This window comes from Tenacibaculum sp. TB-53, from assembly GCF_059716285.2.
Genome location: NZ_CM202790.1, coordinates 2,898,386 through 2,911,326 on the forward strand (window position 1 = coordinate 2,898,386; position 12,941 = coordinate 2,911,326).

The following is a 12,941-nucleotide window of genomic DNA, read 5'->3' on the forward strand; positions in this document are numbered from 1 at the left end:
TCTAGATGCTTAGTTAATTTTTGAAAAGCTAAATATGAATAATTAAAGATATAATTTATTAAGAAAAGTTGTAGGTTTTTATAAAAAAGAAAAATCCCATTCTAATTCTAGAACGGGATTTTTTATTGGTTATTACGAAGTAAATTGTATTCGATGTGGTAACCCTCTTGTTTTGTAACAAGGTAGACTACCCTTTAATATCTAGTTTAATGCTCAATTCTTGTAATTGCTCATCGTCTATAGTTGCAGGAGCATCAATCATTACATCGCGTCCTGAATTGTTTTTAGGGAAAGCAATAAAATCACGAATGGTTTCTTGACCTCCTAAAATAGCTACCAAACGATCTAAACCGAAAGCTAAACCTCCGTGAGGTGGTGCTCCGTATTCAAAAGCATCCATTAAGAATCCAAACTGAGCTTTTGCCTCTTCTTCGGTAAATCCTAAATGCTTAAACATGATAGCTTGTGTTTCTTTATCATGAATTCTAATAGATCCTCCACCAATTTCGTTTCCATTTAACACTAAATCATAAGCGTTTGCTTTTACAGCTCCTGGATCAGTATCTAATAATGCTAACTGACCTGGTTTTGGAGAAGTAAATGGGTGGTGCATTGCGTGGTAGTGACCTGTTTCTTCATCTAACTCTAATAATGGGAAATCGATTACCCATAACGGAGCAAACTCGTTTGGTTTACGCAAACCTAAACGTTCTGCTAGTTCCATACGTAACGCACTTAATTGCGCGCGAACTTTGTTAGTATTTCCTGAAAGGATACAGATTAAATCTCCAGCCTTCGCTCCTGTAGCTTCAGCCCATTTAGCTAAATCTTCTTGGTCGTAGAACTTGTCTACCGATGATTTAAAGCTTCCATCTTCGTTACATTTCACATATACCATTCCTAAAGCTCCTACTTGCGGACGCTTTACCCAATCAATTAATTTATCAATTTCTTTACGAGTGTATGAAGCTCCTCCTGGTACAGCAATTCCTACTACTAATTCTGCTGAATTAAATACTTTGAAATCTTTGTGCTGTGCTACTTCGTTTAACTCACCAAACTCCATTCCGAAACGAATATCTGGCTTGTCGTTACCATATTTACGCATGGCTTCATCAAACGTAATTCTTGGGAATTTGTCTACTTCAACTCCGTTGATTTCTTTTAATAAATGACGCGTCATTCCTTCAAAAATCTCTAAAATATCTTCTTGCTCAACAAACGCCATTTCGCAGTCTATCTGTGTAAACTCTGGTTGACGGTCGGCACGTAAATCTTCATCTCTAAAACACTTTACAATTTGGAAGTATTTATCCATACCACCTACCATTAACAACTGTTTAAAGGTTTGTGGTGATTGTGGTAAGGCATAAAACTGACCAGCATTCATACGAGAAGGTACTAAGAAATCTCGTGCTCCTTCTGGAGTGGATTTGATTAAATATGGAGTTTCCACATCAATAAATCCTTTGTCAGATAAATATTTACGAACTTCCATCGATACTTTATGACGGAAAACTAAGCTGTTTTTAACTGGGTTACGACGAATATCTAAATAACGATATTTCATACGTAAATCTTCACCTCCATCCGTTTCATCTTCTATTGTAAAAGGTGGTAATTTAGCTTCGTTTAAAATTTCTAAACTAGATACTAAAACCTCTACATCACCTGTTGGAATATTTGCGTTTTTAGATTGACGCTCAATAACTTTTCCAGTAACTTGTACTACAAACTCACGCCCTAAAGTTTTTGCCTTCTCCATTAAGTCTTTAGAAGTGCGTTCCTCGTCGAAGATTAACTGTGTAATTCCGTAACGGTCACGTAAATCTACCCAAATCATAAAACCCTTATCACGTGATTTTTGTACCCATCCAGAAAGGGTAACTTCAGTATTAATGTGCGATGCTCTTAACTCACCACAAGTATGCGTTCTGTACATTTTTAAAAATTTTATTCTCGCATAGCGAGATTTCTTACAAATTTGTCATTCCGAACTTGTTTCGGAATCTAGAAATTTTTGCTGTGCAAATTTAACTATAAATGTTAGTTTGTAAAAAATTACCACGACTTAGTTTTTATGACTTTAAATCATTTGTTTTGCAGTATAAAAACCTTTTTCAAATGACATTAGACGTATTTAAACAAACCATACAAAATACACCAAAAAAAGTTGAGTTTTCTGACACTATTTCGGTAATTGAAAGTCTGTATAGTTTCACTCCTACTGCCTTTAAAAATGGAAGTTTATACAACGAAGCTGAAAAAAATCAAGGTTCGTGTAAAGTATTTTCGTTTGCTATACAGCAGGGATTTAGTAAAAAGGAAACCTTAGCGTGTTTTGGAAAGTATTATTTTGAAGATGTTTTAAATAATCCAGAAGGAACAGATCATCAAAATATTAGAAACTTTATAAAAACAGGTTTTGAAGGCTTACTTTTTGAAGGAGAGCCCTTGGCTAAACATTAAAAGCTCCTCTTTTTAACTTCTGAAAATACTTAGCAGCTTCTCTCTTTACTTTTGGCGCTAAAATTAGTGTTGAAAGCACAGTAGGAATTGCCATTAAAGCATAAGCACTGTCAATTAGGTTAATAACAAAGTCTAATTTTATAATAGAAGCAATTACAATAGTAATGATGTAAATATAATTGTATGATTTTCCAATCTTGGTGTTAGTTAAAAAGCTTAAACAACTCAATCCATAAAAAGAGTAGGTGAACAGTGTTGAGAAAGCAAATATTAATACACAAATGGTTAAAATAATACTTCCAATCTTGTAAGGAAGTACCGCATCAAATGCAGCCAGTGTCATAGAAATTCCATTACCTTCAAAGTTTTCCCAAACTCCTGAGGCTAAAATGGCTAATGCAGTTAAAGAACAAACTAACAAGGTGTCAATAGCAGGCCCCAGCATAGCGACTAATCCTTCACGGATTGGTTCTTTGGTTTTTGCAGTCCCATGCATCATAGGTGCAGTACCTAAGCCAGCTTCGTTAGAAAAAGCAGCACGTTTTACTCCAGTGATTATCAAAACCCCTAAAGCACCACCTAAAACAGATTTTCCTGAAAAAGCATCCTCAAAAATTAAAGAAAAAATAGATGGAACTTGTTCTAATCGCAAAAATAAAATGGTTAAAACAGTAAGTAAATAAATAACAACCATTATGGGAACTAATTTTCCTGCAACACTACCAATTCGTTTAATTCCACCAAAAATAACCATGGCCACTATAATAGCAGTAGAAATACCTAATAGTAATTTAGCTGTAAAATGGCTGGATTCTTGTATTTGAAAAACATCTACTAATGTTTGTGTTAGTTGGTTGGCCTGAAATGCAGGTAGTGTACCTATCAATCCAGCTGCTGAGAAGAATAGTGCTAAAGGTTTCCATTTTTTTCCTAAACCCTCAGTAATTACATACATAGGACCTCCTTTTACGTTTCCGTTTTCATCTTTTCCGCGATACATTACTGATAAGCTACAGGTGAAAAATTTGGTAGCCATACCTACAAAAGCACTAATCCACATCCAAAAAATAGCACCCGGACCACCTGTTGCAATGGCAATGGCAACACCACTAATATTTCCCATTCCTACCGTAGCTGCAATAGCAGATGATAAGGCTTCGTAATGTGATAAATCTCCAGGAGAGTCTACTTTGTCATATTTTCCTCTTAAAATAGCAATAGCATGACCAATGTACCTGAACGGAATTAACCCTGAATAGATAAAAAGGTATAATCCACCACCAATTAATAAAATTAGTAAGGGAATTCCCCATACCCAAGAAGAAAATTGAGCAACTGAGTCTTGAATGTTTAAAAACATGAAATAGGATTTTTACGAAAGTACTAAAAAGTGATAGTAAAAAAAGAACGATAGCTGTGATTTAACAACTATCGTTCTTTTGTGAATTTTTATTTACAAACAATTCCTTTTTTTCCTAAGAATTCAATGTCTCTTAAAAAGCCTTTTTGAATGGTTTCTGCTTGAAAAATAAAAGTTTTATCATGTAGTCTGTTGTCTTCAAAAAATGTTACCTGAAAACGGTTGTCTAAATCGAACAATTCAGGTTGCATTAATTCAAACTTTTGATAACTATTTGCAGGAAGAGTATCTATTTTTCTTCTGAAAATAGAAGTAGTTTTAGTATCTGAAAATCCTTGTGAAACAATTACGACCATTTCTAAATCAACATCTTTTCTGTTTAGAATGTATACATTCCAATCCTCTTTACCATCAATTTCATTAGTTTCTAAAACTACTGCGATTTCTACACCTGTTACTTTAGGGATTTCAATATCTTTTCTCATTGAAAACTTTTTAAAACGGAAAGACGAAAGTTTAACGCTTTCGTCTTTTATTTTTTGAATTTATCTTTAAAATTAAATTACAGATTTAAATTGTTCTAAGAAACGTTTGTCATTTTCATAGAACATACGAATATCTGGAATCTGGTATAACAACATTGCAATACGTTCAATACCCATTCCGAAAGCATAACCACTATATTTTGTAGGGTCGATATTACAGTTCTTTAAAACATTAGGATCTACCATACCGCATCCCATAATTTCTAACCAACCAGTTCCCTTGGTAATTCTGTAATCGGTTTCAGTTTCTAATCCCCAGTAAATGTCTACTTCTGCACTTGGCTCAGTAAATGGGAAGTACGACGGACGTAAACGTATTTTAGATTTACCAAACATTTCTTTGGTAAAGTATAATAAGGTTTGTTTTAAATCGGCAAAAGAAACGTCAGTATCTATATATAACCCTTCTACTTGGTGGAAAATACAGTGTGCACGTGCTGAAATATCTTCGTTTCTAAACACACGTCCTGGAGAAATGGTACGAATTGGAGGTTCGTTGTTTTCCATATAACGCACCTGAACTGATGAGGTATGTGTTCTTAGTAATGTGTCAGGATTCTTTTCAATAAAGAAAGTATCTTGCATATCACGTGCCGGGTGATATTCTGGTAAATTTAAAGCAGTAAAGTTGTGCCAATCATCTTCAATTTCTGGTCCTTCAGAAACAGTAAAACCAATACGGTTAAATACTTCTATAATTTGATTCTTTACTAAAGAAATCGGGTGTCGAGAACCTAAGTTGATTGGTTCAGATGGACGCGTTAAATCACCATAAACACCTTTTTCCTCAACAGCATTCTCAATAGCCTCTTTTAAAGAATTTACTTTATCTTCAGCTGAAGTTTTAAGTAAATTTATGGTTTGCCCAAATTCTTTCTTTTGGTCGTTAGGTACATTTTTAAATTCAGTAAATAAATCTTTTAAAATTCCTTTACTTCCTAAATATTTAATTCTAAATGTTTCAATTTCTTCTTTTGAAGTGGTATTAAAAGCTTTTACCTCTTCAATCAATTCTTTTACCTTGTCTAACATAATCTTTCCAAAAGTTAAGGTGCAAATTTACGTTTTTTTGTCTAAAAAAAAGGACTTTTAATAGGGTTTGCATAAACACCAATAAAATAAGGGAAATAAACGGTAAAATAGAAATTAACGAATAGTAAAATAATTATATTTGCATAGTAAAATTGTTAATATTATAAAATAACAGAACAACAACTAAGTTTATGGAATCTAACATACAAGCATTTATGGATTACGTAAAAGAACGTAATGCATACGAACCAGAGTTTTTGCAAGCTGTACATGAAGTAGCAGAAACAGTAATTCCGTTTATAGAAAATAATCCAAAATATCAGGGTAAGAAATTACTAGAGCGTATGGTTGAACCTGAACGTACTATTATGTTTAGAGTGCCTTGGGTTGATGATAACGGAGAAACTCAAGTAAACAGAGGATATAGAGTTGAGTTTAACTCAGCAATTGGTCCTTATAAAGGAGGGTTACGTTTTCATCCTTCAGTAAACTTATCAATCTTAAAATTTTTAGGATTTGAGCAAGTTTTCAAAAACTCATTAACAACCTTACCAATGGGTGGTGGTAAAGGAGGATCTGACTTTAATCCTAAAGGAAAGTCTGACCGTGAAGTAATGGCTTTTTGTCAATCATTTATGACAGAGTTAGCACGTCATATTGGACCTGATACTGATGTTCCTGCTGGAGATATTGGTGTTGGAGGTCGTGAAATTGGTTACATGTTTGGTCAATACAAGCGTTTACGTAACGAATTTACTGGAGTATTAACTGGTAAAGGAGCTTCTTGGGGAGGTTCATTAATCCGTCCTGAAGCTACAGGTTATGGTGATGTTTACTTTGCAGAAAACATGTTAAAAACCAAAGGAGATTCTTTCGAGGGTAAAACTGTAGTTGTTTCTGGTTCTGGTAATGTAGCGCAATATGCTACTGAAAAAGCAACTCAATTAGGAGCTAAAGTGGTTACTTTATCTGATTCATCAGGTTATATCTATGATGAAGACGGTATTGATGCTGAAAAATTAGCTTTTGTACAAGAGTTAAAGAATGTAAAACGTGGAAGAATCCATGAATACGTAGAAAAATACCCATCAGCAAAATTCTTCAAAGGTGAAAGACCTTGGGGAACTAAGTGTGATGTGGCTTTGCCATGTGCAACTCAAAATGAGTTAAATGGAGATGAAGCAAAAGTATTAGTTGATAATGGATGTATTTGTGTTGCAGAAGGAGCAAACATGCCATCTACTCCAGAAGCTATTGAAGTATTCCAAAATGCAAAAATCTTATTTGCACCAGGTAAAGCTTCAAATGCAGGAGGTGTAGCAACATCTGGATTAGAAATGTCTCAAAACTCTTTACGTTTGTCTTGGACTCGTGAAGAAGTAGATAGCAAGTTACATTCTATTATGAATAATATTCACGAAGCTTGTGTAAAATATGGTACACAAGAAGGTGGGTATGTTGATTATGTAAAAGGAGCAAATATTGCTGGTTTTGTTAAGGTTGCTGATGCAATGTTGGATCAAGGAGCGGTATAATTTTATAGATAATAACATTAAAGCCTCATAGAAATATTTCTATGAGGCTTTTTTATTAGGGGATAATCGGTAAGTAATTACTTACTACTACTTTTCTGTATAGTTAAAGGCATTTTATAAATATGGTTTTTTAACTTAAATTCATTATTTATAAACTTATAATTTAATCTGCTTTTTACATAGTGACAAACTTGTTCAGTATCACAGTTAACATTCAAAATAACTATTTCTCCGTTTTTGTTTATTAAAAATTCTACGGTAGTTTTTACTTCTTTATCTAGAACAAAGTTAGGGTTACCTAATAGTTCAACGATTTTTGTTCTAATTTTCTCTTTTGCAGGATTTTCGTTTGTTGAAAAAACTGAAGTACTCATTAGAGTGACGAACATTAATACAAATAACTTTTTCATTTTTTAGAGTTTTAGGGTTTGTTTTAAGTTTGTTTGTTAAAATTTAACACTGTAAAAGTATTGTAAATGAGGCTTTTAATTGGATGTTGGTAATTAATAAAATATTGTTTTAAAGTAAAATAAATAAGCGCCTTATAACTGTTTTACAAATAATTAATATTGAATATATTTCTTTTTTTAAGTTTCTTTTTTGATGAATTTTAAACAGTTTAGTGATTTTTATTAAAATATATAAGATTGTTTTTTAAAATTTATCGAATACCTAAATACTTAAGGTTAGCTTTATGTTATAAAGCTTGCTTGATTTTTGTATTTTCGAATGATAATTTTTTTAAATGACAGCAAATAAGAGAAAAAATAGATATACGATTGCTTTTTATAATGTTGAAAATTTATTCGATACTGTAGATAATCCAAATACTTTTGATGATGATTTTACACCAAATGGTAAACTAAGATGGAATAGAAAAAAGTATGGTCATAAACTTAGAAAAATAACATCTGTTATTAGTCAGTTAGGAAATAACCAATCAGCATATCCACCTGTTATTATAGGATTGGTTGAGGTTGAAAATGCCATTGTTGTAAACGATTTAGTAAAGCACAAAAACCTGTCAAGATTTAATTATGATTATGTTCATTACGATTCACCAGACGAAAGAGGTATTGATGTTGCTTTGATGTATAACAAAGACTTTTTTAAGGTTATATTTTCAGAAACGCATTCACTTTTATTAAACGATGAAGAAGGTGGGGTAGATTATACGCGTGATTTATTAGTGGTTAAAGGGATGCTTAATGATGAAATAGTATACGTTTTAGTTAACCATTGGCCTTCACGTAGAGAAGGGGTGTCAGAAACTGAAAATAATAGGATAAAAGCAGCCCAATTGACTCGAAGTGTTATGGATAAGATTAAAGAAGAAGAAAGTACTGCAAAGTTTATTATTATGGGAGATTTTAATGATAACCCCGTAAATAAAAGTGTTGAAGAGTATTTGATGTCAGATGATTTGTATAACCCAATGAAGCCTTTATATAAAAGAGGTAAAGGAACAACCACTCATTTCAAAGAATGGCATTTATTTGATCAGATTATGTTTTCTAGAGATTTTTTTGATGAGAAAAAAAGTAAGTACACATTTTTAGATGCAAAAATTTATAATAGAGATTGGTTAAAAATATTCAATGGGAAATATGAAGGAAGTCCGTTTAGAACTTTTATAGGACCTTTTTATAAGGGCGGGTTTTCAGATCATTTTCCTGTTTATATTACTCTAGAAAAAGATAGATAAAAAAATCCTGAGAAAACTCTCAGGATTTGTATTTTGAATAAAATCAATTGTTACTCTACAGTAACCGATTTTGCTAAGTTTCTTGGTTGGTCAACATTTTTATCCAACATTACTGCTATATGGTATGAAAGTAACTGGAGTGGTATTGTAGTTAATAAAGGAGAAAAAGCTTCTTCTGTATCTGGTATTTCAATTACATGGTCAGCTATTTCCTTAACTGTTTCATCACCTTCCGTAACAATTGCTACTATTTTACCGCTACGAGACTTAATTTCTTGAATATTACTTACTACTTTTTCGTAATGTCCTCTACTTGTTGCAATGACAAAAACAGGCATGTTTTCATCAATTAAGGCAATCGGTCCGTGTTTCATTTCAGCAGCAGGATACCCTTCAGCATGAATGTAAGAGATTTCTTTTAGTTTTAAAGCCCCTTCTAAAGCAACAGGAAAGTTAAACCCTCTACCTAAATACAAACAGTTTTTAGCGTCTTTATATACGGCTGCTATTTCTTTAACTTGGGAATCAATTTTCAATAAACTTTCTACCTGAGTAGGAATTTGTTGCATCGTTTGTAAATAAGTATTTACTGCAGATGTTGATAAAGTTCCTTTAGCTTGTGCTAGTTTTAAAGCAATTAGAGAAAGTACTGTTATCTGTGTTGTGAATGCTTTAGTTGAAGCTACTCCAATTTCTGGACCAGCATGCGTATAAGCACCAGCATGTGTTTCCCTAGCAATTGAAGAGCCTACTACGTTACAAATACCAAAAACAAAAGCTCCTTTAGATTTAGCAAGTTTAATAGCAGCTAAAGTATCAGCTGTTTCACCAGACTGAGAAATGGCAATTACTACATCTTTTGGGGTAATAATAGGATTACGATATCTAAACTCTGAGGCATATTCAACTTCAACAGGAATACGTGCCATATCTTCAAAAAGATATTCTCCAACCAACCCTGCATGCCAAGAAGTACCACAAGCTACAACGATAATTCTGTCTGCGTTTAAGAATTTAGACATATTATCATCAACACCAGCCATTCGTATAATTCCCTCATTAGCTAACATTCTTCCCCTGTAAGTATCTATAATAGCTTTAGGTTGTTCATATATTTCTTTCAACATAAAGTGATCATAACCACCTTTTTCTATCTGTTCAAGACTTAATTGTAGTTTTTGAATATTCGCATCAATTTCTTTATCACTCTCAATTTTACGAACTTTAATCCCTTTATCCTTTTTTATAATAGCTAATTCACCATCTTCAAGGTAAATAGCATCTTTTGTATATTCAATAAAAGGAGAAGCATCAGAAGCTACGAAAAACTCTTCGTTGTTTTTTCCAACCCCAATAGCAATAGGGCTACCTAATCGAGCTACGACTAATTCATTAGGTTTTGTTTTGTCAAAAACAGCAATTGCATAAGCTCCAATTACATTGGTTAAAGCTAATTGAACAGCTTTTCCTAATTTACATTCCTCGCTTTTTTTTATTTCTTCAATAAGGTTTACTAAAACCTCAGTATCGGTATCACTTTTAAATTCATAGCCTCTAGAAAGCAATTCTTTTTTAATGGTATCATAGTTTTCTATAATTCCATTATGAACAATTACAAGATTTTCAGATTGAGAAAAATGAGGATGAGAATTTATATCATTAGGAACGCCATGTGTTGCCCAACGAGTATGTCCAATGCCTATTTTGCCATTTTTTCTTTTTTCTTCTTTGTTTGTAATTGTCTCTAAATCAGAAACTTTTCCTTTGGTTTTTGATAAGTGCATTGTTTCACCATCATACATCATGATTCCCGCACTATCATAACCTCTATATTCTAAACGCTTTAATCCATTAATTACAATTGGATAAGCTTCTCTATGTCCAATATATCCAGTAATTCCACACATACAACTTACTTTTCTTTTGAATATGATATTTTTAAAACAGCTCTTTTAGTTCCGTTAGTAGTCTCATTACCATCTAACAATGTTACAGCCCTTGGGTTCCAGTTATAGGATTTAACAGAGGTTGTTAAAACATTATTAACTACAGGGGCATCTGTAGGATTGTATACTTTTAAAACTAAAGGATCAGTAGTTGTGTTTTCTTCTCCCGATAATAGTTTGGAAATGTAATCGGTAATTCTAAAAGTATATTTTTCAGGGTTATCATCGTCAGTTTTCTTTAAAACTCCGCTAAATGAAGCTGGATCAACATAAGCATCTGTTAACTGAGTTGGTGAAATGCCGCCTGCCTCGTTTTTCTTATTTTGATATAAGAATAATTGCTGAGGAATAACATTGGCATCATTATTAATTGTTTGGTTTATATAAAAAGTAAGTGAGGCATCGTTGATTAGCCAGTTATTACTTTTTAATTCTTGAACTTTTGTCTCGTCTAAAATTTCAACTTCTGCAATCCTACCAGCTGTTCCTTGAATAACAAAGTTGTTAGCGGGAGCTGGATTTGCAGCAGGAGTCATTTTATAAATGCTATTTCTTACACCAGAAAGAGGAAAGCTATATGTGCCCTCAGTGGTTTTTTTTATAGTTGTTCCATCAATATCAGATTTAGTGTAAAGGAAATCTACAGAAGGAGTAGGTGAAGAAGCTAGATTTAAAGGAACTAGTGACCCATCACTTCCTGTAGCTACTATTTTAATTCCTCTAAAATAATTGTCAAAAGCTTCCTTAGATGCAAATTCTACTCTATGGAATTTATCCCAAAATAATGCTTTCATTTTTGTTATATCCAATGGAATTGCTAAAAATGGAACCTTAAGGTTTTGAGAGTTTAAAGCTCTGACAGTATCTTTGTAAGTTGTTGTGCTTGTTAATGAAGAAGACCTGTCGATTCTGTCAAAAATAAAAGTAGTATCTGTGGCTTTAGGTTTTAATTCATAAATACCTCCTTCACTTAATACGTTGTCACCTAAATATTCATTATCAGAAAAAAAAGTATTTCTTTTAGACGGATCACTAGGGTTTAATGTATTTAAATATGTTTCATTTTCTAGTACCTGAACATTAGTTGCTATATCAGGATTACCTAAAATAGAATCTAATTTAAAACTAGTAACGCCATCGGTTGTGCCTAAAGAAGTAGCTTGGTATGGAATTTTTAAGATAACCTTATCAAGGTTAAATACAGTGGTATCTGTGTCTTTATTATTTAAGTTTGGTATATAACCAAGTTGAGAAATGATTGACGCTTCAATTTTTTCAGCATTAGGATTGTTATACACTCCTAGCCAATAATCACTAATAGTAGCGTTAATATTATCAGCTTGTACATTTTTTGTGTCTATTGGAGTTATTTTAACATCCAATAGAATTTCTCCTGTTTCAAACTTGTCATTATTAATAACATTTGTCCCTACTTCACTAAAGTCTTTTTCACAAGATGTAATAGTTGCTAAACATAGCAAGCTAATACCAAGTACACCAATTTTTCTAATCATTATTCGCTTAATTCTAAAACGTTCTCTTTATAAAATTCTAAATATGCTTCAGTTAAGGTTTCTTCCGATTGAAAATCTAAAACTTTTACATTATTGTCATTAATATAGGTTTCAACTTCTTCCGGTAAAACTTCACTGCCTTTTATGATAGCATCTGAGTTTTCAATAGCACTTTTCAAAATGTTTAAATGACTCGGTGTTTCGATAGTTGCTACCTTTGATTCCTCAATCTTATCAAAACGAACTTTATTAGCCATTTCTTTATTTAAATCTTCAATGTCGCTGTTGTAAAGCGAAGTTACAATCTTACTTTCTGCAAACAAAGGTTCTTCTTTATAATATTCTCTTAAATATAGAGGTAATAAAGATGCCATCCATCCATGAACATGAATAATATCAGGAGCCCAGTTTAATTTTTTAACGGTTTCAACTACACCTTTAGCGAAGAAAATCATACGCTCATCGTTATCTTCAAAAAGCTTATCGTCTTCGTCAGAATAAACTGCTTTACGCTTAAAATATTCATCATTGTCAATAAAGTATACTTGCATTCTTTCTTTAGGAATGGATGCAACCTTAATTATTAAAGGCATATCCATGTCGTTAATAATTAGGTTCATACCCGATAGACGAATAACTTCGTGTAACTGATGCCTTCGCTCATTAATCACCCCAAATCGAGGCATGAAAATACGGGTTTGAATTCCTTTAGAATGTGCATTTTTAGCAACGTTAAATGCGGTAGACGATAATTCTGTTTCTGGTAAATATGGTGTTACCTCTGATGAAACATATAAAATTCTCTTATCCTTCATTAAATCGGTCTCTTTTATTG

11 protein-coding genes are annotated in these 12,941 nt (G+C 32.6%); 3 read left to right on the top strand and 8 right to left on the bottom strand.

The window, feature by feature from the left end; all coding sequences use genetic code 11:
- Nucleotides 1-187: 187 nt before the first annotated feature.
- Nucleotides 188-1,942, bottom strand: coding sequence for an aspartate--tRNA ligase (gene aspS, locus AC3VJB_RS13280; protein ID WP_047788209.1), 1,755 nt, complete (start codon nucleotides 1,940-1,942; stop codon nucleotides 188-190).
- 182 nt (nucleotides 1,943-2,124) lie between these two features.
- On the opposite strand from aspS, the gene AC3VJB_RS13285 reads away from it, so the two are divergent.
- Nucleotides 2,125-2,469 (top strand): HopJ type III effector protein, encoded by a 345-nt coding sequence (locus AC3VJB_RS13285; protein WP_167712516.1) that lies wholly within the window; start codon nucleotides 2,125-2,127, stop codon nucleotides 2,467-2,469.
- Here the strand turns inward: AC3VJB_RS13285 and AC3VJB_RS13290 are convergent.
- From AC3VJB_RS13290 to pheS, 3 genes are all read right to left on the bottom strand, one after another.
- Nucleotides 2,459-3,829, bottom strand: coding sequence for an alanine/glycine:cation symporter family protein (locus tag AC3VJB_RS13290; protein WP_167712515.1), 1,371 nt, complete (start codon nucleotides 3,827-3,829; stop codon nucleotides 2,459-2,461). The genes AC3VJB_RS13285 and AC3VJB_RS13290 overlap by 11 nt on opposite strands.
- Nucleotides 3,830-3,918: 89 nt before the next feature.
- Nucleotides 3,919-4,314, bottom strand: a complete 396-nt coding sequence (locus tag AC3VJB_RS13295) for a hypothetical protein (RefSeq protein ID WP_073182467.1) — start codon at nucleotides 4,312-4,314, stop codon at nucleotides 3,919-3,921.
- Between the two features lie 72 nt (nucleotides 4,315-4,386).
- Entirely contained in the window at nucleotides 4,387-5,406 is a 1,020-nt protein-coding gene (gene pheS, locus AC3VJB_RS13300; RefSeq protein ID WP_073182468.1) for a phenylalanine--tRNA ligase subunit alpha, read from the bottom strand.
- A 191-nt stretch (nucleotides 5,407-5,597) separates the two neighbouring features.
- On the opposite strand from pheS, the gene gdhA reads away from it, so the two are divergent.
- Nucleotides 5,598-6,941 carry an NADP-specific glutamate dehydrogenase gene (gene gdhA, locus AC3VJB_RS13305; RefSeq protein WP_047788213.1) on the top strand — a complete coding sequence of 448 codons (1,344 nt, stop codon included), beginning with the start codon at nucleotides 5,598-5,600 and terminating at the stop codon, nucleotides 6,939-6,941.
- 77 nt (nucleotides 6,942-7,018) lie between these two features.
- On the opposite strand, the gene AC3VJB_RS13310 is transcribed toward gdhA, so the two are convergent.
- Complete coding sequence (locus AC3VJB_RS13310) at nucleotides 7,019-7,351, bottom strand: hypothetical protein (RefSeq protein WP_125064411.1); 333 nt, start codon at nucleotides 7,349-7,351, stop codon at nucleotides 7,019-7,021.
- Nucleotides 7,352-7,686: 335 nt separating this feature from the next.
- On the opposite strand from AC3VJB_RS13310, the gene AC3VJB_RS13315 reads away from it, so the two are divergent.
- Entirely contained in the window at nucleotides 7,687-8,646 is a 960-nt protein-coding gene (locus AC3VJB_RS13315; RefSeq protein WP_047788215.1) for an endonuclease/exonuclease/phosphatase family protein, read from the top strand.
- A 50-nt stretch (nucleotides 8,647-8,696) separates the two neighbouring features.
- Here the strand turns inward: AC3VJB_RS13315 and glmS are convergent, their stop codons facing one another.
- The 3 genes from glmS to AC3VJB_RS13330 are packed head-to-tail and all read right to left on the bottom strand — an operon-like array spanning nucleotide 8,697 to nucleotide 12,921.
- Complete coding sequence (gene glmS / locus AC3VJB_RS13320; protein WP_047788216.1) at nucleotides 8,697-10,553, bottom strand: glutamine--fructose-6-phosphate transaminase (isomerizing); 1,857 nt, start codon at nucleotides 10,551-10,553, stop codon at nucleotides 8,697-8,699.
- 5 nt (nucleotides 10,554-10,558) lie between these two features.
- Nucleotides 10,559-12,106 carry a DUF4270 family protein gene (locus AC3VJB_RS13325; protein WP_047788217.1) on the bottom strand — a complete coding sequence of 516 codons (1,548 nt, stop codon included), beginning with the start codon at nucleotides 12,104-12,106 and terminating at the stop codon, nucleotides 10,559-10,561.
- Complete coding sequence (locus AC3VJB_RS13330) at nucleotides 12,106-12,921, bottom strand: glycogen/starch synthase (protein ID WP_159488958.1); 816 nt, start codon at nucleotides 12,919-12,921, stop codon at nucleotides 12,106-12,108. Before AC3VJB_RS13330 ends, AC3VJB_RS13325 begins: the two co-directional genes overlap by 1 nt.
- Nucleotides 12,922-12,941: the final 20 nt, after the last annotated feature.